General features: G+C 58.1%; 23 protein-coding genes and 1 tRNA gene. 11 read left to right on the forward strand and 13 right to left on the reverse strand.

Annotated elements, in window-relative coordinates:
* Positions 1-596 precede the first annotated feature (596 nt).
* The 8 genes from AACY52_RS25465 (at position 597) to AACY52_RS25500 (ending at position 7640) form a co-directional block, all read left to right on the forward strand.
* Positions 597-1346, forward strand: a complete 750-nt coding sequence (locus tag AACY52_RS25465) for a carbon-nitrogen hydrolase family protein (protein ID WP_339560946.1) — start codon at positions 597-599, stop codon at positions 1344-1346.
* The gene (locus AACY52_RS25470) at positions 1347-1778 is read left to right on the forward strand and encodes a GNAT family N-acetyltransferase (protein WP_339419477.1); all 432 of its coding nucleotides are present in this window, start codon (positions 1347-1349) and stop codon (positions 1776-1778) included.
* A 92-nt stretch (positions 1779-1870) separates the two neighbouring features.
* Complete coding sequence (locus AACY52_RS25475) at positions 1871-2221, forward strand: helix-turn-helix transcriptional regulator (protein ID WP_339419476.1); 351 nt, start codon at positions 1871-1873, stop codon at positions 2219-2221.
* Between the two features lie 164 nt (positions 2222-2385).
* Entirely contained in the window at positions 2386-3027 is a 642-nt protein-coding gene (uvrY, locus tag AACY52_RS25480) for a UvrY/SirA/GacA family response regulator transcription factor (protein WP_003190387.1), read from the forward strand.
* Between the two features lies 1 nt (position 3028).
* Positions 3029-4852 carry an excinuclease ABC subunit UvrC gene (gene uvrC, locus AACY52_RS25485; protein ID WP_339428067.1) on the forward strand — a complete coding sequence of 608 codons (1824 nt, stop codon included), beginning with the start codon at positions 3029-3031 and terminating at the stop codon, positions 4850-4852.
* A gap of 33 nt (positions 4853-4885) precedes the next feature.
* Positions 4886-5446, forward strand: coding sequence for a CDP-diacylglycerol--glycerol-3-phosphate 3-phosphatidyltransferase (gene pgsA / locus AACY52_RS25490; protein ID WP_339419471.1), 561 nt, complete (start codon positions 4886-4888; stop codon positions 5444-5446).
* A 63-nt stretch (positions 5447-5509) separates the two neighbouring features.
* Positions 5510-5585: transfer RNA gene (locus AACY52_RS25495), tRNA-Gly, on the forward strand.
* Positions 5586-5813: 228 nt separating this feature from the next.
* Positions 5814-7640, forward strand: coding sequence for an integrase arm-type DNA-binding domain-containing protein (locus AACY52_RS25500; RefSeq protein WP_339560947.1), 1827 nt, complete (start codon positions 5814-5816; stop codon positions 7638-7640).
* A 188-nt stretch (positions 7641-7828) separates the two neighbouring features.
* Here AACY52_RS25500 and AACY52_RS25505 read toward each other — a convergent pair whose 3' ends face one another.
* Positions 7829-8116, reverse strand: a complete 288-nt coding sequence (locus tag AACY52_RS25505) for a hypothetical protein (RefSeq protein ID WP_339456265.1) — start codon at positions 8114-8116, stop codon at positions 7829-7831.
* Between the two features lie 341 nt (positions 8117-8457).
* Complete coding sequence (yecR, locus tag AACY52_RS25510) at positions 8458-8766, reverse strand: YecR family lipoprotein (protein ID WP_339456263.1); 309 nt, start codon at positions 8764-8766, stop codon at positions 8458-8460.
* A 621-nt stretch (positions 8767-9387) separates the two neighbouring features.
* On the opposite strand from yecR, the gene AACY52_RS25515 reads away from it, so the two are divergent.
* Positions 9388-9720, forward strand: a complete 333-nt coding sequence (locus AACY52_RS25515; protein ID WP_339456261.1) for a helix-turn-helix transcriptional regulator — start codon at positions 9388-9390, stop codon at positions 9718-9720.
* 89 nt (positions 9721-9809) lie between these two features.
* Here the strand turns inward: AACY52_RS25515 and AACY52_RS25520 are convergent, their stop codons facing one another.
* Both AACY52_RS25520 and mobH read right to left on the reverse strand, forming a co-directional pair.
* On the reverse strand, positions 9810-10103 hold the full coding sequence (locus AACY52_RS25520) for a hypothetical protein (protein ID WP_339456259.1): 294 nt from the start codon (positions 10101-10103) through the stop codon (positions 9810-9812).
* 273 nt (positions 10104-10376) lie between these two features.
* Complete coding sequence (mobH, locus tag AACY52_RS25525; RefSeq protein ID WP_339560948.1) at positions 10377-11981, reverse strand: MobH family relaxase; 1605 nt, start codon at positions 11979-11981, stop codon at positions 10377-10379.
* Between mobH and AACY52_RS25530 the strand changes: the two genes are divergently transcribed.
* Positions 11947-12906: an amino acid permease gene (locus tag AACY52_RS25530; RefSeq protein WP_339560949.1), complete on the forward strand. Its 960-nt coding sequence runs from the start codon at positions 11947-11949 to the stop codon at positions 12904-12906. The genes mobH and AACY52_RS25530 overlap by 35 nt on opposite strands.
* Positions 12907-12994: 88 nt before the next feature.
* Here the strand turns inward: AACY52_RS25530 and AACY52_RS25535 are convergent, their stop codons facing one another.
* The 5 genes from AACY52_RS25535 to AACY52_RS25555 form a co-directional block, all read right to left on the reverse strand.
* Entirely contained in the window at positions 12995-13450 is a 456-nt protein-coding gene (locus AACY52_RS25535; RefSeq protein WP_339468847.1) for a YeeE/YedE family protein, read from the reverse strand.
* A gap of 2 nt (positions 13451-13452) precedes the next feature.
* A complete protein-coding gene (locus tag AACY52_RS25540; RefSeq protein WP_339419429.1) occupies positions 13453-13887 on the reverse strand; it encodes a YeeE/YedE family protein in 435 nt (144 codons plus the stop codon).
* Between the two features lie 55 nt (positions 13888-13942).
* A complete protein-coding gene (gene dctM / locus AACY52_RS25545; protein ID WP_339493487.1) occupies positions 13943-15226 on the reverse strand; it encodes a C4-dicarboxylate TRAP transporter large permease protein DctM in 1284 nt (427 codons plus the stop codon).
* On the reverse strand, positions 15223-15855 hold the full coding sequence (locus tag AACY52_RS25550; protein WP_339419425.1) for a TRAP transporter small permease: 633 nt from the start codon (positions 15853-15855) through the stop codon (positions 15223-15225). The genes dctM and AACY52_RS25550 overlap by 4 nt, the downstream gene beginning before the upstream one ends.
* A gap of 65 nt (positions 15856-15920) precedes the next feature.
* Complete coding sequence (locus AACY52_RS25555) at positions 15921-16916, reverse strand: TRAP transporter substrate-binding protein (protein WP_370467854.1); 996 nt, start codon at positions 16914-16916, stop codon at positions 15921-15923.
* A gap of 775 nt (positions 16917-17691) precedes the next feature.
* On the opposite strand from AACY52_RS25555, the gene AACY52_RS25560 reads away from it, so the two are divergent.
* The gene (locus AACY52_RS25560; RefSeq protein ID WP_339560950.1) at positions 17692-19146 is read left to right on the forward strand and encodes a TrkH family potassium uptake protein; all 1455 of its coding nucleotides are present in this window, start codon (positions 17692-17694) and stop codon (positions 19144-19146) included.
* Positions 19147-19237: 91 nt separating this feature from the next.
* Here the strand turns inward: AACY52_RS25560 and AACY52_RS25565 are convergent, their stop codons facing one another.
* The 4 genes from AACY52_RS25565 to AACY52_RS25580 form a co-directional block, all read right to left on the reverse strand.
* Positions 19238-19534, reverse strand: coding sequence for a DUF6388 family protein (locus AACY52_RS25565; RefSeq protein ID WP_339419421.1), 297 nt, complete (start codon positions 19532-19534; stop codon positions 19238-19240).
* 17 nt (positions 19535-19551) lie between these two features.
* Positions 19552-20760: a D-alanyl-D-alanine carboxypeptidase family protein gene (locus AACY52_RS25570; protein WP_370468051.1), complete on the reverse strand. Its 1209-nt coding sequence runs from the start codon at positions 20758-20760 to the stop codon at positions 19552-19554.
* Positions 20761-20846: 86 nt separating this feature from the next.
* Positions 20847-22262 carry a HAMP domain-containing sensor histidine kinase gene (locus tag AACY52_RS25575; RefSeq protein WP_339560951.1) on the reverse strand — a complete coding sequence of 472 codons (1416 nt, stop codon included), beginning with the start codon at positions 22260-22262 and terminating at the stop codon, positions 20847-20849.
* Positions 22240-22920, reverse strand: a complete 681-nt coding sequence (locus tag AACY52_RS25580) for a response regulator transcription factor (RefSeq protein ID WP_083359030.1) — start codon at positions 22918-22920, stop codon at positions 22240-22242. The genes AACY52_RS25575 and AACY52_RS25580 overlap by 23 nt, the downstream gene beginning before the upstream one ends.
* Positions 22921-23272 lie beyond the last annotated feature (352 nt).

The raw sequence follows: 23272 nt of genomic DNA on the forward strand, positions 1-23272 counted from the left end.
GGGCAAGCGGCGGGCTATTCCCGCGCGCTCTGCCCTACTGGGGTGTTCGACAATTGGCCGTATCGGCTGCGTGTGTTGGCTTGCCACCAATAGGTGACCGATCGGAGGCGGCAGGCTGTCCCGAACGGAGCTTGCTAAATCGCCATGCAGTGGAAGTGTCGTAGCGGTAATAGGTGGCGTAGTTCATGTCGTGAGTCCTTTAAGTGTTCTTGCAAAATTGATGGAGGCCTGAAAAAACAAAACCCCCGGTCGGGGAGCCGACCGGGGGTTAGATTTCTCTGGTAGGCGACCCCTTGAGTAGTGGGCGCCGATTTCAGGTATCAGGCGCGCCAGTGGCTAAACCAATACCCAAAATAAAAGCATACCGCAGCGCTCGAACCGTTCACACGGGTAGCCGATACCGGGCGCGGGGCGCTGGCAGCATGGCAAACGTGAGTGTGGGTGAGTTGCAACACGGTATGTCTCCAAATGATGGGGGCAGCTTACTAGAGGCACACGGGGGGATTCAATCAGAAATTTCTATCGTGCCGGGGTACTTACTGCTATCGGCCGGGATATGCTTGTAACACTTCGACAATAATTGCTTGGACGCGACCATGACTGCCCTGACCCTTGCTGCGGCTCAATCCATTTCCATTGCGGGTGATGTGCCGGCCAATATCGAACGGCACCTGGCGTTCGTGCACGTGGCGGCCGAGCATAACGTGCAATTACTTGTATTTCCCGAGCTTTCGTTGACCGGGTACGAGCCGTCATTGGCTGCCGGTTTGGCGATTACGCCAGATGACCCAGTCCTCGCGCCGCTGCGTGAACTAGCCCGGGCGTTGCGATTAACGGCGGTAGTGGGAATGCCTGTCCGCCTCGCACCCGATGCCGGTGTGTTGATTGGCGCGCTGGTACTGGGCGCGGATGGCTCCCTGGCGCTCTATACCAAGCAGCATTTGCACCCAGGCGAAGAGGTTGCGTTCGTCCCGGGCCAGGGCGGTGCGGCCCTCGAGTGTGAGGATGAGCAGATAGCATTGGCCGTGTGCGCGGACTTCTCACACGCCAGTCATCCGCGCCTGGCGGCAGAGGCGGGCGCCACTGTCTACGCCGCTGGCGTGCTGGTTAGCGAGGGCGGCTACGCAACGGACAGCGCGTTACTCCAGGGCTATGCGGCTGAGCATGGCCTGCTGGTGTTGATGGCCAACCATGGCGGCCCGTCCGGGGGCTATGTTTGCGCCGGTCGCAGCGCCATCTGGGCGGCTGATGGCGGTTTGCTGGCCGCCGCTCCCGGTGTTGGCGACGCGCTGGTGATTGCCCGTCGTGTTGGCGCCGTGTGGGCTGGCCAAGTGGTAGCTCTCTAAATGGCGTTCCACTTACGCGCGGCGACGGACCACGACCTGCCATTCGCGCGGACGTTGACGTTCGAAGCCATGAGCCGCTACTACGTGCAATATGGCTTGGTGTGGTCCAACGATGGCTTTGATGTTGCCTGGGCGGGCCGTGAAAACTGGCTGATCTGCAATGATGACGTCGTGCTGGGCTTTATCAGCCTGAGCCGCGACAGTCGCGCGCTCTATATCCGCGAGTTGCATATGCTCGAGGCGTGTCGCGGGCTGGGCGCGGGCAGTTGGGTGTTGGAGCAGATGGCCGCCAAGGCTCAATTCTTGGGTTTGTTACGCTTGACGGTGTTCAAGAGTAATCCTGCCAGGCAGCTCTATCAGCGCAGCGGGCTGAACATTGTGGGTGAAGATGATTGCTTCTGGCGCATGGAGCGTGCCTGTCAATCGAGCTAATCCCTATGGTCCATTTTAATAAGCGCATACTGGGTACAGGAGGCGACTTTCTTGTTGTCGCTTCAACGTGTCAAACAGGAATGCGTATTCAAATGAGTGGAATTAGTTCGCGTTTGAGACAAGAAAGGGAGCGACTTGGCCTGTCGCAAAAAGTATTTGGTGAAATAGGCGGCGTTGAAGCCAATGCACAGGGTAAGTACGAAAACGGAGGGCGAGCGCCCAAAGCCGACTACTTGTCGCGTGTCGCCGAAAGAGGTGTAGACGTGTTGTACGTGCTGACCGGTGAAACCACGCCCCTGCAACTTGAGAATCTCAGCCAGATTGAAGAAAAAGTGCTGGGTGACTACCGTGCGATGTTCAAGGAAGACCAGGCTGCAATCCGTCGTTTGACGTCTAGCCTTGCCGAGCATTGTGTGGCGCTTAACGGTAAAACCAAGCCGTAGCCCCGGAATTCCTGACCTGTTGCCCAGAAAATTGAGCCGCCCGGCCCACACTGGGCGGCTACTGTGTGCTAACGCTATATATATGACGCTTGCAGCTAGGTCTGCGCCTAGGTTTTTTGCTAAGGTGTTCAGCAACCTATAAGACCATATCGCGAGGTGTCTGCTTGATTAGGGTGCTAGTAGTCGATGACCATGATCTCGTTCGTACAGGCATTACACGAATGCTGGCTGACATCGATGGCCTGCAAGTAGTCGGCCAGGCCGAGTCCGGGGAAGAGTCCCTGATCAAGGCCCGGGAGTTGAAACCCGATGTGGTGCTGATGGACGTCAAGATGCCCGGTATCGGTGGTCTTGGCGCCACGACTAAGTTGTTGCGCAGCCACCCGGACATCAAAGTCGTGGTGGTGACCGTGTGTGAAGAAGACCCGTTCCCGACACGCCTGTTGCAGGCGGGTGCGGCCGGTTACCTGACCAAGGGCGCAGGCCTGGCGGAGATGGTGCAAGCGATTCGCCTGGTATTTGCGGGCCAGCGTTACATCAGTCCGCAGATTGCCCAGCAACTGGCCATCAAATCCTTCCAGCCCACCAGCGACTCGCCCTTTGATGCGCTGTCGGAGCGGGAAATCCAGATCGCCCTGATGATTGTCGGTTGCCAGAAGGTGCAGACGATTTCAGACAAACTGTGCCTGTCGCCCAAGACCGTCAACACCTACCGCTATCGCATTTTCGAGAAGCTCGCCATCAGCAGTGATGTTGAATTGACCCTGCTCGCGGTGCGCCACGGCATGGTGGACGCCAGCGCCTGACATGACCACATTGTTTGATCCAAGTGCTTTCCTCTCGACCTGCAGTGGCCGCCCTGGCGTGTACCGCATGTTCGACAGTGAGGCGCGCCTGCTGTATGTCGGCAAAGCCAAGAACCTGAAGAACCGTCTGGCGAGCTACTTTCGCAAGAGCGGTCTCGCGCCCAAGACCGCTGCACTGGTGGCGCGTATCGCCCAGGTCGAAACCACCATCACCGCTAATGAAACCGAGGCGTTGCTGCTCGAGCAGACGCTGATCAAGGAATGGCGGCCGCCATACAACATTCTGCTGCGTGACGATAAATCCTACCCCTACGTGTATTTATCCGACGGTAATTTCCCACGCCTGAGCATTCATCGTGGCGCGAAGAAGTCGAAGGGTAAGTATTTCGGGCCCTATCCGAGCGCCGGCGCGATCCGCGAAAGCCTTAGCCTGCTGCAAAAGACCTTTTTTGTGCGCCAGTGCGAAGACAGCTTCTACAAGAACCGCACCCGGCCGTGCCTGCAGTACCAGATCAAACGCTGCAAGGCACCCTGTGTGGGCCTGGTTGAACCGGCCGAGTACGCCGAGGATGTGCGCCATTCGGTGATGTTCCTCGAAGGACGCAGTAATGCGCTCACCGACGAACTCTCCAGCGCCATGGAGCAAGCCGCCAGCACCCTGGATTTCGAGAGGGCCGCCGAACTGCGCGACCAGATCTCCCTGCTGCGCCGCGTGCAGGACCAGCAGAGCATGGAAGGCGGCTCCGGCGACGTGGACGTGATCGCAGCCTTCGTCAACCCGGGCGGTGCCTGTGTGCACCTGATCAGCGTGCGTGGCGGGCGGGTGTTGGGCAGTAAGAATTTCTTCCCGCAGACCGGTATCGACGAGGAGGTCGCCGAAGTCATGGCGGCGTTCCTTGGCCAGTACTACGTCAGCAGCCCCGAGCGCGACCTGCCAGCGGAGCTGATCGTCAACGTGGTGCATGAAGACTTCCCCACGCTGATCGAGGCGATCCACGAACTGCGCGGCCGCGAGTTGGACATCAGCCACCGCGTACGCGGCACCCGAGCGCGCTGGCAGCAATTGGCCGTGACCAATGCCGAACAGGCCCTGGGAGCACGCCTGGCCAATCGACAGCATGTCGCAGCACGCTTTGACGCCCTGGCCGAAGTCCTCAACCTGGACGAGCCCCCACAGCGCCTGGAGTGCTACGACATCAGCCACTCCAGCGGCGAGGCCACCGTGGCCTCCTGCGTGGTGTTCGGGCCGGAAGGGCCGATCAAATCCGATTACCGGCGCTACAACATTGAAGGTGTCACCGCTGGCGATGACTATGCAGCCATGCACCAGGCCCTCACGCGGCGGTTCAGCAAGCTGAAGGACGGCGAGGGCAAACTGCCCGATATCCTGCTGGTGGACGGTGGCAAAGGCCAGCTGTCGATGGCTCGCGACGTGCTCAACGAACTGGCCGTGCCCGACCTGATCCTGCTCGGCGTGGCCAAGGGCGCCACACGCAAAGCCGGTTTCGAAACGTTGTACTTGAATGATGCCGCCCACGAGTTCACCTTGAAGGGTGACTCGCCTGCGCTGCATTTGATCCAGCAGATCCGCGACGAAGCCCACCGTTTCGCCATTACCGGCCACCGCGCCCGCCGTGGTAAAACCCGGCGAACGTCAACCCTGGAAGGGGTGGCGGGGGTTGGGCCGACACGGCGTCGCGACTTGCTAAAACATTTTGGTGGCTTGCAGGAGCTGTCCCGTGCCAGCATTGACGAAATAGCCAAAGCACCCGGTATCAGTAAAAAGCTCGCTGAGTTGATTTATGCGAACCTGCATAGCGAATAGAATGCCCTTTCCACCTCGTAGCCAGTTGTGCCGATGAATATCCCTAATCTGATCACCGTTCTACGCGTCCTGCTTATCCCCATTTTCATTCTGTTGTTCTATTTGCCGTACGAATGGAGTCATATGGCCTCCAGCTCGGTGTTTGCGTTTGCCGCCGCCACCGACTGGCTCGATGGCTACCTGGCACGTCGGCTGGAGCAGAGCACGCCGTTCGGCGCGTTCCTCGACCCTGTGGCCGACAAGCTCATGGTGGCCGTCGCCCTGGTCCTACTGGTTCAGGAACACGGCAACCTGTGGCTGACCCTACCGGCCGCGGTGATCATCGGCCGCGAGATCGTGGTGTCGGCCCTACGCGAATGGATGGCAGAAATCGGCGCCCGCGCCCACGTTGCCGTCTCCAACATGGGCAAATGGAAAACCGCTGCGCAGATGCTCGCATTGGTGATTCTGCTGGCCAACCCGTCGGATTTCTCTTTCTGGGTCTTGAGCGGCTACGCCTTGCTGCTCATCGCCGCCGGCCTAACCTTGTGGTCCATGCTCCAGTATCTGCGCGCCGCCTGGCCGCATCTGCGCACCACCATTGAAAAGAAATAAAACTTTTTTGAATCAAGGGGTTGACGGGTTCTGATATTTCTATAGAATGCGCACCACCAAGACGCGGGAATAGCTCAGTTGGTAGAGCACGACCTTGCCAAGGTCGGGGTCGCGAGTTCGAGTCTCGTTTCCCGCTCCATATATGGATCTACAGAGTTCCATGGAAGTCTGTAAGTCATTGAAAATAGACGCTTAGGCGTCTTTTTTCGTTCCAGTGCGATCCACCGAAAACCACCGGTATCCGGACTTTTTTAGTCCAGAAATTAGTCCATGAAATCCGGGTGGTCGCGGTGCGGTTTGTTGCTGGAGAGGAGCGTTTGAGGTAACGAGCATCTATCCCTGAATCCTCTATTCAGGAGCTCGTACTATGGCACTCTCAGATGCAACGGTTCGCCAGGCCAAGGCGACCGGCAAAGACTATACCCTCGGTGATATTGATGGCCTGTCTCTGGCTGTGACGGCCTCGGGTGGGCGTTCGTGGCACTTTCGCTACTGCTGGGCCGGCAAGCAAAAACGCATGTCGTTGGGGACCTATCCCGAAGTCGGCCTGCGGGAGGCCCGTGCTCTGCGGGATGAGGCGCGCGCGTTGCTGGCCAAGGGGATCAATCCGCGGGTTCACCGCAAGCACACCCGTCATGCCGTCCGGCAGGCGGATCAACATACGTTCAAAAGCATGTTTGACCGCTGGGTCGCGCACCGGGCTCTGACGCTCAAGGATGGCCGTCAAAGTACCCTGGCTCAAATCCGCCGGATCTTCAACAAGGATGTACTGCCCACCCTGGGTAAACGCTCACTCTTTGAGATCAGGCGCCCGGACTTGCTGGAGGTGCTGGCAAGAATCGAACAACGCCGCGCCTTCACCACCGCCGAGAAGTGCCGCACTTGGTTCAATCAGCTGTTTCGTTTTGCCTTGGTGAAAGTATCGGGTCTGGAGCAGAACCCCGCCTCGGACTTGGATGTGGTGGCAGCCCCCAAGCCTCCTGTGGCCCATCACCCCTTCTTGCGTATCACCGAGCTTCCGGCGTTGCTGCGCACCTTGCGCGGTTACGGCGGGATGCCTCAAACCCAGCTGGGCATCCGATTGTTGCTGCTCACAGGTGTGCGGACGGGGGAGCTTCGCTGGGCGACGCCCGACCAATTTGACCTTGATCAGGCGCTGTGGATCATTCCGCCGGAAGTGGTTAAGCAACTGCAGCTGGAAATGCGTAAGGAAGGCAAGCGTTCCCAGGATATCCCTCCCTACATCGTGCCGTTGTCGGTCCAGGCGCTGGAGGTGGTGCGTTACCTGCTTCAGCAGATGCGGCCGGCCCAGCGTTACCTGTTGAGCCATCGCAGCGACCTGGGCAAGCGGATCAGCGAAAACACGCTCAACGGTGCGTTACGCCGGATGGGGTACGCCGATCAACTGACCGGGCACGGGATACGGGCGACCCTGTCCACGGTGCTGCATGAAATCGGCTATCCGAAGGTCTGGGTGGATGCGCAGTTGTCCCATGCGGACCCGGACAAGGTCAGCGCCGCCTACAATCATGCCGAATACGTGGAGCTGCGGCGCCGCATGATGCAGGACTGGGCCGATCGTCTGGATCTGCTGGAGCAAGGGCGGGTGGAAGCGGCCAGCACGCATTTGACCATTCGTCTGGAGGGTGCGGCCTTGCCTGCCGAGGGCGCCGAATTGAACCCCTCCGCGTCTTTGAAGGTTCTGGTCATGCCCAGCTCGCCCTCGGCGCCGGTGACTGAACGGGCGAGTCTGCGGTTATCGGCGGTTCCCCAAACGCCTCAGCCACCTGAGCCGGTGGAGGCCGCACCACCGTCTGCTCTCCAGCAGCAACGGCAGGCGATGTTGGACGACTTTGAAGCCCCTCACAATCTTTCAGTTCAGGCGTTCGCCCGACTGGTGGGCAAATCCCGCGATCAGATCAATCGCGATATCAAGGCACGGCGCTTATTGGCAATCAGTCTGGGCAATCGTGGGCATCGGATACCTGACTGGCAGCTGGACCCCGTGCGGCATTCATTGATCCAGCGTGTGTTGGATGAGACGACCGACGTGGATGGCTGGACGATGTACCGGGCACTTTCGCAGCCGTGTGCGCAATTCAATGGGAAGGTGCCGATCGAAATAGTGTCGTCGAGCAACCTCAATAAAACGTGCAAAACCCTGTGTGTGGCCTTGCAAGACCATTGTGGTTGAGTCAGGGCGCCAAGCGCATTGGGTCTATCTTGTGGGCTCTGGTGTTTGAGGATGGCGTCTGCGGTGTTCAAACAACGCGTGCATCGGGTGGCCGCAGCCATGCGCTGGCTTCTCCCGGAATCGCTTCAATGGCCTGTGCCGGGGCGTGACCGGTTCGATTAGTCAAGCGTGTAGGTCATCAATGTGCTTCAGGCAGAAGGGGTCAAGGGGGGGTACCCGCCGTCTGCCTCCAGACATAAGCGCCAAATACGGCTGCGGTAGACCTGCACATAGAGGTGATGGCCGTCACTGCTGCGCATGTAATGCACATCACGCCGCGGGCCTGACACCGATTCCAGCCGACGCAGCGAGGGCTGTCGTGCCTGTGCTGAGGCCAGGGGCAGATTTATATGCATGTTCTCCACGCGGCAGCGCATGGAAAAATGGCCGTAGAAGCACACGGACACCAGTCGAGCATCCGGCCCGATGCGCGCCATGAACCCGTCCAGATGGCGAGCGGGACGCCACCAGCCATCGTCTTTCGCGCGCGGTGGAGACCAGGCCTCCCCGAGCGCGGCCTGCAGTTGTTCCAGGGAATCGCCGGGACGCAACACGGCGAGACGGGCGCAATCGAGGCGGGGAGTGGGGCGGGACATGGTGTGACGGGAAGCACTCAGGCGTGTGAGCGAGGTGCCAAAAGGGTGTTTTGACTGCGCCCGTTGTGCAATAGGAATTTGATGAAATATTCAGGCGGCCGGGCTGATCGCGACATGTGCGCTTTTCGTGGGGCCGGGGGATATGATCACCTTCCGGCCCCCCGTGACACCTTGGTCCGGTATCACGCTTTGCAGCGGTAGTCCTGTATGACAGTGGTTTCCAGGCAATGGAGTTGCCCCATGGTGCGGCATACGGATTTTTCTTCGCCCGAGGGCTCTGCGCGTTTGTAGTCCCAAAATTGGCAGCGCCCCGTGGCGATCGCCAAACCTTGGGACTCCCTGCTTTGGCCGTACTCAAACGGCCCCTGTTGATAGGACAGTTGAACGAGTCCGTCTGACTGACTGCCGCCGGTGGCTTCCCAATATTTCGGTGTTGTGCAGCCAGCAAGGAGCAGCATGGCAGGTGAAATGGCGGCGATGATGGACTTCATTGTCGAGGAGGGTCCTTGAACGTGCAAAATTAACTTTTTGTTAGTTATTTTCTGGGCCATGTAGAGCGCAGAGCAGCCAGCCTTGGGTGGCCCAATTTGACCGGCCGGCTGCCGCTGGGTAGCAGCGCAGCTCACTTTCCATTGGCGTGGAAATCGGATCTTGGTCGGCATTGACGAGCCGTAACATCCTAGTCAGCGCCGTCCATGCACTTCAATTAGGTGGAAGTAATCAGGACGTCTCCTGCGAGTCCAGTGAGTGCCGTCTGTAGGAACAGTCTTTCATGGGGGATGGGGTGGACTTATGCCACGACACGATTGGACATCCAGGCAGGCACGGTGCGGCGCTGAATGCCTTCGAGGCAGAGCCTCCCTCACCGTAATTGTGTCAGCCGCTCTAATGGGAGCGGTTGTTCAAGTGTTCGAGGTGTTGGGGGCTTTTGAGCTGCGACGTCTGAGGACCAAAACCACAGTGTTCAAGCCGATTGAGCCAATCGTGGTGCAGTAGCGGGTCTGAATCAGGGAGGAAGGCGTGTAGGATGGATCCTGATTTCACCCTGAAAATGGCTGCTCGCCTCAGATGATTTATCGTTTGCGACGGTTTGGTTTTTTTGAGGTCGTCGTATGCGTTTTTTCTCTGAGCGATTGAAGCAGGAGCGGGCAAAGCTTGGACTGGCGGCGAGCAAAATGGCCGCTATAGGGGGTGTCAGCATCAATACGCAATTTCGTTACGAGAACGGTGAACGCACTCCCCGGATCCAGTACCTGATGGCTGTCGCCGCTCGGGGTGTGGATGTGTTTTATCTGCTGACGGGGCGTCGAGTGCTGTTGTGCGCCGATAGCCTCGACAGTCAGGTGTCCGATGTGCTGACGGCTTATAGGGCGATGCCTGAGGAAGATCAGGCGGCCTTGCATCGGATTGCGACGGCGTGCGCGACACAAATGGGCAACGATTGAGTCAAGCGCCTGTGAGTGCTTGAAGAGGAGAAACGCGACAACCTCCCGTTTGGGGAAAGTTGTCGCGTACGGTGCCTGAAAACGTGTGATTACTGAAAGAGCTTCATCGCGCCGATCAAGATACCCACAGAGGCAGAGAACATCATGCCCATGCGGATCAAGAGTTTGGTCTCTTGCTGAGCCATCTCAGATTTGAATTGAGCCATCTGCGTTTTGATCTCAGCAGCCTGGGCCAGAACATCAGTACGCAGGGCTGCCAGATCGCCTTTGGTTGCTAATAGTGCAAACAAGTCGGACTCCAGTGCTTCGATAACAGCGGTTGCTTTGAGCTCAGGGACGTTGATCGCGACCAACGCCTGGTACAGAGCCAGTTCGGTTTTCATAAGGCCTCCAAAAACAACAAAGGCCTGCCCACGACGGGAAGGCCCGTCATGGGTGGGAAAAGCAATGCTTCCTCGACGTATGTCGACTGACCGCGCTACCGGAAGCGAAGCGGTCATTGGGGTGGACCTGCGGTGAACCGCATCGCAGCCTGAAGGTCCTGGCTGCTGGCATGCTGCTGAACGTGTCAGCACGGCATGGGCTAACGGTGATAGCCGGGGCGCGGTTTGTCAATCCGGATATACGGAAGGCCTGGGCTCCGCATTGTGCCGGGGTTACAGCGGCGAGCTATCGTGGGTGGCCGAGTGTGCTACATCGCCTATCGTGGCAATCGTGAGATACGGATTGTTCAACGCCAACTCCCCCAGCAGGTCGCCCGGATCCTTGAGCAGGTAGCCATGCAGGCGCCGTGACTTGCGTGGGCCGGTGACGTGGCAGGTCCAGATGTTCAGGCCATTGGGTTGTTTGCGGTGCAGCTTGAGCTGTTCGAACTGTCTTTGAATCCACTCCCAATCGGCCAGCTTCTCCTGCTTGGCCAGGTTTGCGATCTGAGGATGTTCCTGGGCGTAACGCTGAAACAGGCCAGGGCTGACTAGGTACAGGGTGTGGTCGACCGAGTGGATCAGCGCCTTGGCGTCATTCATGATCAGGCGGTGGGAGCGAATGCCCTGGTGCAGCCAGTCGACAAAGTGTTGCCCGGAGGGTGACTGGCTACGAGGCGGCGAGGAAGGTCTGGGCGTGCTCGGCTGCGCGGGGCCGTTGTCCATCAACGCTTCATCAGGATCCTGGTCCAGTACAAAGTAGGGCGGTGCTTCGCTGGACTTGCCGGGCGGTTTTGCTGCTGTGGCAGGCTTCTTTCTGGTTTTTACAGGGGTAGCGGCTTCAGGTGGTTCGTCATCCTGTACCGGATCGACCGTCACGCTGCCGGTATAGGAAGCGGGACGTTCATCACTGTTCCAGATCAGTGCGGGGGAGACCTTCAGGAAGGTGAAGCTGTGCGACCAGCCGCTTTCACTGCTCACGGTGGCCTTCCAGATGGCCTTGCCGCTGGGGCTTTCCAGCGCGATGCCGTGGTCCTGCAGCACGTTGAACACCGCGGTGTTGCGTTCGGGAATGCCTTCGATGCCGTGGCTCAATAGGTGCGCGCGCAATTTGTCCGAGACGGTTTTGCTGACCAGCCAGAGAGCGTCGTCGGTGAGCCAGCCGTCGGAGGCCTGGGGTTGATTGAGTTTCAGCTGTTCCTTGAGCAGGTAGCGCAGGCCGTCCAGTAGTTTGCGTTGCAGGGCCTGCTTGGGGGCGCTCAGGGCTTTGCTCGGATCGCCGCCCATTGCCTGGGCCACTGAAGCTTGATCGGCGCGACTGACCAGTTCGCCGAGGACGCCGGCATGCTCGTGCTGGCCTGCCAGCAGATAGAGCAGCGCCGACCACAGATCGGGGTAGGTGCTGAGCCAATCGAGGATGCTGCGGTCGAGCAGGCGGTTGTAGAGCAGGCCGGTGGCGGCGTTGTGCAGGCGGTAATGGCGATCGGGTCGGTAGCGCAGGCGGTAGGGCTGGGTCAGCGGGCCGTGCCATGGGTGCCAGATGCTGCCGTCGGCCAACTCGATATGCAGGTCGACGGCGATCTTGCCCAGGTCATGCAGCAGCGCGCCGTAGGCAACGCCAGCGGTCCAGACTTCGGTCTGGGCGGCTTGGGTTTCCGGTGGGGCGCCGAGGGGCAGCAGGTGCGATTGGCGCAGCTTCAGGGCGTAGGCGACGGTTTCGAGGCCATGGTCCAGCATGCCACCGGGGTAGGCGTGGTGATGGCTCTCGGAAGCGGGGAAGTGCTGGACCAGCGCGGCGTAGCGGGTGGTTGCCCTCTCGGTGAAAACCGGACTTTTCACCACCGATTTCTGGGGCAATGTCGGCGGCAACGTAGCGGGCGGCAAGCCGTTGGGTAGCCTGCTGGGGCAGGTCAAGAGCACCATGCTTGTGACCTTGTGGGTTTTCATTGGCATTGAAGGCGCAGTGGTCATTTCCGACAAATCGGATGCCAAGACCGTGAGCCGGGCGACATTGATAGGGTTTTTCGTGACCTTGTTACTGTACGTTCTGATTTCGGTACTGCCCTTTGGGGTCATGACTCAGGCGCAGTTGGCGGTCATTGCACCGCCCTCGATGGCGGCGATTCTAGGCTCGATTGTCGGCAAATGGGGCGAGTATTTTGTTAATGGTGGGGTGCTGATCTCGGTATTGGCTTGCTGGCTGGTATGGACCCTGCTTGTCGCTGAACTACCCTGGGCTGCGGCCAAGGACGGGACATTTCCCCAGGCGTTCGCCATGACTAACAAACAGGGCTCTGCGTCGGTCTCGCTGTGGGTTTCCACCTTCGTCATGCAGGCGGCGATGATCCTGATGTTCTTCTCGAACAACGCGTGGAACGTGATGCTCTCCATCACCGGCGTGATGATATTGCCGGCCTACATCGGCGCCACGGGCTTCTTGTGGAAAATCATCGCGAATGGCAGTTACCCGACGACCGCAAAGGCCGGTAAAACCACGGCGTTGGTTAGCAGTGTGTTGGGTACGGTCTATGGGTGTTGGCTTGTTTATGCCGCTGGCCTTGAATACATGCTCGCCGGCGCCATGTTCTTTGCCATAGGCAACGGAGTGTTTATCTGGGCACGCAAAGAGCACTCGCCGACTGAGCCTGTGTTCAAAAGGCTCGAGATGATTGTTGCCGTGCTGCTTGTCGTCCTTGGCGTATTAGCGCTGTGGATGCTGTTCAGCGGCCACCTGGCACAGGTCTATTCTCGCGTTCCCGGTTGAACTGTTGTGACGATTCATTCAGCGCAGAGGCCTTGATCGAAGCACAGTCGAGGTCGACAGACAGCGATTTGTCCAAGGCGAAGCTGATTCAGTTGGCTTTATCTACGCTGGCGCTGATCGACGCTCCACGACGTCTGCGTCGCTCGAGCCATTCAAAGAGTCCCATGCCGGCTAACATGGCGATGACAAAAACCACACCTTCAGGAATGCCCGAGCCTAGCAGCACCAAGGCCGGCCCCGGACAAATACCCGCCACGCCCCAACCGACGCCGAACAGAAGGCTACCCATGACCAGGCGCCGATCAATATTTCGAGCGGTGGGCAGGTTCATCGGCAGCCCCAGCAGCGATCGGGTTCGCGTTCTTGCGAATTTGAAACCGACTGCCGCCACCGCAATGGCGCCGCCCATGACAAAGGCCAGTGAGGGATCCCAGCGTCCGCTCACGTCGAGGAAACCTATGACTTTGGCCGGGTTTGTCATTCCGGAAACCAGCAAGCCGATGCCGAACACCAAACCGGCAACCCACGCATAAAAAAGCGGCATGCTCAAAGGCCTCCCAGGAGATGGCCAACGACATAAACGGTGATGAAACCCGCGCTCATGAACACGAGTGTGGCGACCACGGAGCGCGGCGATAAACGCGACAGGCCACACACACCGTGACCACTGGTACACCCAGCCCCATAGCGCGTGCCAATACCGACCAGCAGGCCGGCAAGGATCACGAGTGGATAACCGGCGTCGATCTGCACCGCAGGCAATGGCGCGATAAGTTGGTAAGCCACGGGTGCCATCAGCAGCCCCAGCACAAATGCCGTTCGCCAGGCCACGTCCCCGGTCCCCGGGCGTAGCAGGCCGCCGACGATGCCGCTGATGCCGGCGATGCGACCGTTGAACAGTATCAACAGCACGGCGCCCGAGCCGATCAAGAGGCCACCGACCCATGCACTCAGCGGCGTGAAGTGGCTCATATCGATCATAGCGATTTCCTTTCAGGGCGCTGCGAGGAGGATGACTGATTGGGGCGGGCGGGCATTAATTCATGCCCAGCCAGTTGGGCAGTGCCAGGGTAATCCAGGGTACATAGGTAATCAGCACCAGGAACAGCAGCAAGAGCACCAGCCAGGGCATGGCTGCCTTGATGGTGGCAGGCACTGACATGCCCGTCACCGCGGACGTCACGAACAAGTTCAGACCGACCGGGGGCGTGATCAAACCGATCTCCAGATTGACCACCATGATGATCCCCAGGTGAATCGGGTCGATACCCAGTTCCATGGCGATCGGGAAAAGGATCGGCGCCAGGATCAGGATAATGGCCGAGGGCTCCATAAAGGCACCTGCCACCAACAAGACGATGTTCACCACCAGCAGGAAGGTCACCGGTGTCAGCCCCGCCTCGATCACCCAGGCCGTGATTTGTTGGGGTAACTGCTCGGTGGTTAATACGTGAGCGAAGAGCATGGCGTTGGCAATGATGAACATCAGCATGATGCTCAGCTTGGCAGCGTCCAGCAGCACTTTAGGTGTCTCGCGAAACGTCAGATCCTTGTAGACGAACAAGGCGATGAACGCCGAATACACCGCCGCCACGGCAGCGGCTTCCGTCGGCGTGAACATCCCGGTGTAAATGCCACCCAGGATGATCAGCATCAACAGCAATCCCCAGGCGGCTTTACGCGCAGCACTCAGAAACTCACGCAGGGTTGCGCGTGGCAGGGCCGGCAAGTTTTTCTTAACGGCGACGATGTAGATTGCCACCATCAGCGTTATCCCCAGCAACAGGCCAGGTATGACGCCGGCCATGAACAGCTTGCCAACGGATGTCTCGGTGGCGGCGGCATACACCACCATCACGATTGAGGGCGGTATCAGGATACCCAGTGTGCCCGCGTTACAGACGATTCCCGCGCCGAATGCCTGCGGGTAACCAGAGCGCACCATGCCGGCAATCGCGATCGAACCCACCGCCGCAACCGTTGCGGGGCTGGAGCCGGAGAGGGCTGCAAACAGCATGCAGGCCAATACGGCGGCGATGGCCAACCCCCCACGGATATGGCCGACGCAGGCGTTGGCAAAGTCGATCAGCCGGCGTGCGACGCCGCCGGTGGTCATGAAGGCGCCCGCAAGCAAGAAAAACGGAATCGCCAGCAGGGTGTAGTGCTCTGATGTTTCAAACAACTTTATGGCCAGGGAGCGAACGGAGTCCGGGCTGAAAAATACAAGGGTCAGCGAGCCCGCCAGGCCCAAGGAAATGGCAATGGGCACACCAATGAACATCAATGCGAAGAGTGCCGCGAACAGGAAGGCAATGGTCATGGTTTATTGTCCTCGTGTTCGGTCAGTTTCATTACGTCGGCGGCTTCATCGGCCAGGCCGAGACCGGTTTGGCGGTGCAGCAGGATGCGCACGAAAATTTCAGCGAAACGGATGAATACCAATGCAAAACCCACCGGGACAATCAGCCCTATGTGCCATTGCATGATCCCGAAATGGCCAAGGTCCTCGGCGCCTATTCCCGCCGACATCAAGGTATGAATCCACTCGAAGCTGGCCACGCTGAACAGGCCGGCATAGAGCAAGCAGCAAAGACAGGCCAAGATCCCAATGAGCCGTTGGACGGGTTTACTCGCCAGCTTTACCAGCGCGTCAACGCCAATATGCCCGGCGGTGCGCACGCCATAGGACAGGCCGAAGAAGATCAGCCAGCCGAACAGCGCCTTGGTGAGTGAGGTGCTCCAGGTCATGGCTTGAGCCATGCTCATGACGCCATCGCCGATGGTGAACAATAGGTCGCTGGCGCCTTCCCAGTTATCGGCAAGCCGGTAGAAAAGCGTATAGAGATTGTTGAGAATGACGTAGACGAACGTTACCAATGTCATCGCGGCCAAAAGGAAGACAATGAAGCCTTCCTCGAAGTGTTCCCAGATGCGCCGAAAGGCCTGCATGGATGGCATCTCCCGTATCGTGATGACTGGCAGGTGCTACCACGTCGGCAACACCTGCCTCCCGGTCATTGAGCCTTGTTGGCGGCTTCGGCTGCGGTGATCAGCTCAGGGCCGATATCGGCTTCGAATTTTTTCCAGACGGGTTTCATCGCGACGCGCCATTGTTCGCGTTGTTCAGGTGTCAGGGTAATGATTTCGGTGGTTTTGGCGGCAATGATGCTTTGCTTGGCGTCCTGATTGAGCTGCTCGGCATCTTTGTTAACCTGCGCGGTCACCTGCACAATAATCTTGTCCAGTTCACTGCGAATGTCCGGCGGCAGGCCATTCCAGAACTTGGTGTTGGTGATCAGCATGTAATCGAGCACACCATGGTTGGATTCGGTGATGTATTTCTGCACCTCATGCATTTTCTGGCTGTAGATGTTCGAGTAAGGATTTTCTGCACCGTTGACCACACCGGTTTGCAAGCCCTGATACACCTCGGCAAAGCTCATCTTGCGCGGGTTGGCGCGCAGGGCCTTGAACTGCTCCTCAAGCACGGCAGAGGCCTGCACCCGAAACTTCAGGCCGCGGGCATCCCCAGGAACACGCAGCGGTTTGTTGGCCGACAACTGCTTCATCCCATTGTGCCAATAGGCCAGGCCGGTGATGTTTTTACTCTCCATGGACTTAAGCAGCCCCTGGCCCTGCGGGCTCATCTGGAAACGGTCAACCGCAGCGATGTCATCAAACAGAAAGGGCAGGTCATACAGTTGTAGGGTCTTTGTGTACTGTTCGAACTTGGCCAGTGACGGCGCAATTAACTGCACATCCCCCAACAACAGGGCTTCCATCTCTTTGCCGTCACCAAACAACGATGAGTTGGAATACACCTCGACCTTGACCTTGCCGGGTAAGCGTTCCTCTACCAGTTTCTTGAACAGCAGTGCCCCTTGGCCCTTGGGCGTATGGTCGGCGACGACGTGTGAGAACTTGATGATGATCGGATCAGCTGCCATGACTGCACTCATGCTCCCTAGAGCAACCGTGCAGGCGAGTGCCTTGCAGATGGATTTGAACATTTTGGGGGATTCCTCTTATTTTAGTTTTTGTGCGGCCTGTGCTCTGACGCGCATTTGGTTATACGGCTAAGCGTCCAGTCTAGGCAAAAAAACATCACTGAGTGCAGGCGCCTCAGCGTGAGAATGGAAAGCGCCACTGAGTCGTTTTCGCACCTTCTGCCCCTGCGCGACATCTGCGGCTTTAAAACGGGCCAGACTCTGGGGGCGCACGGGCCTCCTGGTATCCGCCCAGTCATACCGCCCATGCTTGTCTGTGGGCAGTTTCCGAGGCTACTCAAGCGCCTGTCAGGCCGCTAATGTGGGGGTTGCCGTATTGGCGTAGAGCGCACGCTCAAGTCGGCGTTGCTTGGCCGCTGAACTCGCGTGCTTCGCACCGTGTCAAGGGTGCCGAAAAAAAGGTTACTGAATATGTCGGAGACGCCAACCCCCCAGCAGAACCGTTTACTCGCCTTAATCCCTGGCGATGTTCGCCATCGTCTGTTTCCTGAGCTCGAGTGGGTGTCAGTTACCGTTGGCAGGATTTTATATGACCTCGGGGAGCTGCTGCGTTGAATCGGCCCGCAGCTGTGTCGTTGGTTATTACTGCCGTTGGATCGCCTACCCGATCACCCATTGGTGATGACCCAAGAACGCATTGCCAAAACCGCGCAGTCTTTGGAATAGGCTAAGGTTGACGAAGCGACCCGTCGGCCCTAAAAAATTTACGAGAAATTTACGGGTGGAGACGTTTTGGCGCCGCGATACTGCGCGGCGCTAATTTGCCAGGTTATTGTTTATGTCCCACGCGGCAATACGACTCATCGGCTTTGTCTTAGGTCTGTTTCTGATTACGTTGGCCATCAGCATGGCCATCCCCATGATCACCTTGGTGGTCTATGAGCGCAGCGACAATCTGTCCGCCTTTCTTTGGTCCAGCTTGATTACGTTCGTCTGCGGCCTGTTGCTGGTCATGCGAGGGCGCCCAGAGACCGCTCAACTTCGCCCAAGGGACATGTACCTGCTGACGACCGGCAGTTGGGTGGTGGTGTGTATCTTCGCGGCGTTGCCAATGGTGTTTATCAGTCACATCAGTTACACCGACGCTTTTTTTGAAACGATGTCTGGCATCACAACCACCGGCTCAACGGTGTTGAGTGGTTTGGACACCGCCTCGCCGGGGCTGTTGATCTGGCGATCGATGCTTCACTGGCTGGGTGGGATCGGTTTTATCGGCATGGCCGTGGCGATTCTTCCGCTGCTGCGAGTAGGGGGCATGCGGCTGTTCCAGACAGAGTCTTCAGACTGGTCGGAAAAAGTGACGCCGCGCTCCCATGTGGCAGCCAAATACATTCTTTTTCTCTATCTTGGACTCACGGGGGGCGGAACGCTCGCGCTCTGGATTGCCGGGATGACGCCATTTGACGCCGTCAATCACGCCATGTCGTTGATCTCTACCGGTGGTTTCTCGACGTCGGACGCCTCGCTTGGGCATTGGACACAGCCTGCTATTCACTGGGTGGCAGTTGCCATCATGATTCTGGGTAGCCTGCCTTTTACGTTATATGTCGCGACATTGCGCGGCCATCGGCGCGCGCTGCTGAAGGATCACCAGGTTCGTGGATTTATTGGGTTCTTGGTCTTCGCGTGGCTGGCGGTAGGTACTTGGCTTTGTCTTCACAGCGATTACGGCTGGTGGGATGCATTTCGTATCGTGGCGGTGAATGTGACATCGGTTGTCACCACCACCGGCGTCGCCGTCGGCGATTACACCGTGTGGGGCAGTTTCTCGGTGTTGCTTTTTTTCTATTTGACCTTTGTGGGGGGCTGCTCAGGTTCCACGGCGGGGGGTCTTAAAATCTTCCGTTTTCAAGTGGCGGCAACTTTACTGGTGAGCAGTTTGAAGCAACTGATCCACCCACGCGCCGTGATTCAGAAAAAGTACAATGGCCACCCCATCGACGAAGAGATCTTACGTTCGCTTTTGACGTTCTCATTCTTTTTCACCATCACGATTGCTCTGATTGCCTTGGGCCTGAGCCTGATTGGGCTGGATTGGACAACGGCGTTGAGCGGTGCCGCTACGGCGGTGTGTAACGTCGGGCCTGGGCTTGGCACAATCATTGGGCCGGCCGGTAATTTCTCATCACTGCCGGATGCCGCCAAATGGCTATTGACCCTAGGCATGCTACTTGGACGGCTGGAAATCCTGACAGTGTTAGTGCTCGTCACGCCGGTATTCTGGAGATATTGAGTGCTCACTGTTGAGAGGCTTGAGCCAGGACAGACGGTCAGCACTCAGGGCCGTCGCGACGCGAAGCGCCGATGCTTATGCGGCCCAAAGGCTACTCGGTGATCCCATTCAGCGTGCAGTAATCCTTCCATGGCATCTCAACCATTTCTGACACTTCCCGATGAAACGCCAGGGTCAGGCGTTTCAGCTCTTGGGGTGACTGCGAAATCATTGTCAGCGTCAGCTCCCACACTTCTACCCCAAGCCTTGCGGCCTCTTGCTCAAAGGCCGATTCGATACACAGTTTCCTTTCAGCCTGACTCAGTCCCTGTACAGCGTCATTGAGGGATGAATCGCCTTCGAAGAATTTTGATAGCGCGAGTTCTTTGCGTAGATCATCGGAGTTCATGACGCTCTCCTCACTATTCACGTTACCTGGGCCTCATCGAACCAGCTGCGGACCGTCTGGGTAAAAAACAAATGCACGGTGTCCCACCAGCGTTGCCACCAATGACCTTGCTCTGCGTCCACAAGGACCACCAATGACCGACTCCCCAGCTTATGCTCGGCGTCGAACAGGTCGAGCCTTCCGACGACCGTGCCTGCCGTGATAGGGGCTTCGATGGGGCCATCAAACGCCAGGCGCATCTCGACGTCTCGATTTTTATTCTTGGGCAGCGTGAGGGTCATGTCTTCAAGCAAACCCACATTCACGTAGGGTTGTATGCCTTTCCAGAGCGCGACCTGCGAGAGTACTTCGCCACCTTTCTTATAGGTTTGGGTGTCGTAGAAGCGAAAGCCATACCCCATCAGCTTTTCCGTTTCTGCCGTGCGCTTGTGGGCGCTACTGGCGCCCAGAACTGCGCTGATCAAACGTTGCCCATCGCGCTGTGAGGAGGCGACCAAACAGTAGCCCGCTGCCTCTGTGTGCCCGGTCTTCAAGCCGTCGTAGGTGGAATTACGCCACAAAAGCGTATTGCGGTTGGATTGCTGAATGCCGTTCCAGGTGAAGGTTTTCTTGGCGTAAAGAGGGTAGTAGGTGGTCCCTTCGTTGATGACTTTTCGAGCCAGGGTCGCCATGTCACGTGCGGAAGAATAGTGCTCCGGGTCCGGTAGGCCGGTGGCGTTCATAAAGTGGGTGTTGAGCATTCCCAGTGTTGAAGCGGTTGAGTTCATCATTCCGACAAACCCGGCTTCGCTTCCAGCGATATGTTCGGCCAGCGCAACGCTTGCGTCATTGCCTGAGTCGATGATCACGCCGTTTAGCAAATCGTGAACCGAAGCAGAGCTGCCGGGCTTGAGAAACATCCGTGATCCACCTGTTCGCCAGGCATTTTCGCTCACGACGACCTCATCATCTGCGCTGATCAGGCCGGCCTTAATCTCATGCGTCGTGATGTACGCCGTCATTAACTTGGTCAGGCTGGCCGGTGGTAGGCGTGCATCACTGTTGTGGCTGGTAATGACCCTGTTCGTTTCCGCGTCGATGAGTATCCAGGCTTCGGCGCCCAGCTTCGGCGCAGCGGGGATCATTGTCCCCAGGGTTGCGTTGGCAGCCAGAGCGGCATTCGCCCAAAGAAGCGGTGGCGTTACACAGAGCACGGTTAACACACGCAGGAACAACGGATATTTCACAAGCAAAAGGCCTTGGGTCAGCGATATGTGCTGCCAAACTAGGCCTGGGCGCAGAGGCGCTCAAATTAACCAGTATTAAGTTAAATTTAATGTTGAGGTACAAATCGATCCGGGGCTTGACCGCTGAACATCGGGCAGTGAATCAATACGCGTGTTCCCCTGCCTGAGGCACCAGGGTGGATATCCAGTGTGTATCCGTGCAATTTCACGATGGCGGCGACTAATGACAGGCCTAAGCCGTGGCCTGGGTTTATCTGGCTTCCCTCGCCGCGATAGAGCCGGCGAATGACATGCGTACGGTCCGCTTCGGGGATGCCGGTACCATCGTCCACGACTTCAATAACGACAGCTGAGTCCTTGATGCTCCCCCGCAATTCGATATGGCCGCCCTCCGGAGTAAACTTAATGGCGTTATCGAGCAGATTGACCAGCGCTTCGAACAGTAACGAAGAGTCGCCATACACCTGGGCGCAATCGCTGGGAATGTCCAGCGAAAGCGTTTGGGCGCGGTCAAGTGCCATCGGCTCGTAAAACTCATGCGCCTGTTTCAACAACGTCATGATCGGGAAGGGCGCAAAGGCAGAACGGCGACGAATATCCTCAAGCTCGGCGACCCGCAGCAGTCCTTGAAAGCGCACCATGATCGACTCGCTCTCCTCAAACGCCTGGTTCAAGGTCCGCTTATGTTCACGGGCCAGCGGCAATTTCTGGAGCTGATAGAGCCGTGCGCGTAAGCGTGTCAAGGGCGTGCGCAAATCATGGGCAATACCGTCGCAGACGCTTTTCACCTCGTGCATCAACTGCTCAATGTGATCGAGCATCGTGTTGACAGCGTTGGCCAGCATATCCAGTTCATCGCGGCGTGTTGACAACGGCAAACGCTCAGCCAGGTTGCCCGAAACGATACTTTCGGTACACAGCTGCAGGCGTTTGACACGGCGCAATGGGCGACGTCGCAGTAAGCGCCAGCCAATCAAACCGGGGATAAGGGTTAATGACAACCCCCACATCAGGGCCTGCTCAATAATGCCACCCACGGCGGAAATCGACCCGCCGTCACGTGCCAAAATCAGGATATGCCCGTCGGCGCGCCGTGCCAGCAAGGCATAGCTGCTTCGGGTTTCTGTGTTGGGTAACGCAATGCTCAAGCCGCGCTCAAGGTAATGAACCTGGCCATCGTCGGGCAGGTTGGAGCGCAGCTTCAGCAGGTCGCCGGCGACATGGGTGCCATCGGGTGCAAATAACCCGTAGGCGTCGATCCCGGGGGTCGAGTAAGCCTCACTCGCCGCCAACTCAGCAAGCAGGTTCGAGTCGTCGACCTTTTGATAGTAGTGGGCGCGTTGCAACAACGTACGCTCGGCAACCGTGCCCAGATAGTGGGAGATTTCCCAGTACAGCACACCGGTAAAGAGTGCTCCCCAGGCCACGAAGAACACCGCGTAAAACCCGATCAATCGACTACCGGACGAGCGCCATTCCTCATTTTTTGGTAGCGAGGACATAGCCGGCACCGCGTATTGTATGGATCACAGGTGAGTCTTTGTCGCTTTCCAGCTTTTTACGCAGCCGACCGATGTGCACATCAATGATGTTTGTCCCGGGGTCGAAGTGATAGCCCCAGACGCCTTCAAACAGCATGGTGCGAGTGACCAGTTGGCCGGCACTGCGCATCAGGAAGTTGAGCAGTTTGAACTCGGTGGGCAGCAACTGGATGTCTTCGTCATTGCGCGTCAGCTTGTGCTCCACCAAGTCCAGTCGCAGGTTGCCGCAACTGAGGTGTGGGTTGCTGGGGTCTGCGGCGGTGCGTCTGAGCAATGCGTCAAGGCGCGCGACCATCTCGACGGCCGAAAAGGGCTTGGTCAGGTAGTCATCGCCGCCCGCACGAAGTCCCAGAACGCGCTCATCCACGTCCGAAAGAGCGCTGATCATCAGGACCGGCGTCTGAATCCCAAGACTGCGCAAGGTGCTCACAATCGTCAGCCCGTCAAAGTCCGGCAGCATGCGATCCAGCGTGATGGCGTCGTAGCCGCCTGCAATCGCCAGGGCCAGCCCGTCGCGCCCGGTGGCCGCCCACTTTGAGCTGAAGCCGTGGCGCTGGAGTTCGGCGACGATGATTTCCGCCGTTACTTGGTCATCCTCTATGACCAACGCATTACTCATGATGTCCTCCCTTTGAACCTGTTTTTCGGTGTTCCCGACTCAATGCCGACACCCAGTGCCAGCGAACCCTATTGATCTAAGGCGCGTGCGAACACTAACTATTTCTTAACCCACCTTAACCTTCCCACCTCGCCAACATGGATATATTCCTGATAACACCCTAACGTGTTGGCTGAGATGAGCGGAAATGAGGGTGAACGTGGTCATCCGGCCATCAGTCGGTTTTGTAGTGGTCTAATGAAACCGGACACCCATTTAGGCGAGAATGCTCGCCAGAACGAGGTGTCAGATGACCAAACAACGCCGTACCTTTTCCCCTGAATTCAAACGCGAGGCTGCCGACCTCGTTATC

The organism is Pseudomonas sp. EA_65y_Pfl1_P113 (genome assembly GCF_963970525.1).
Classification (GTDB): Bacteria; Pseudomonadota; Gammaproteobacteria; order Pseudomonadales; family Pseudomonadaceae; genus Aquipseudomonas; species Aquipseudomonas tritici.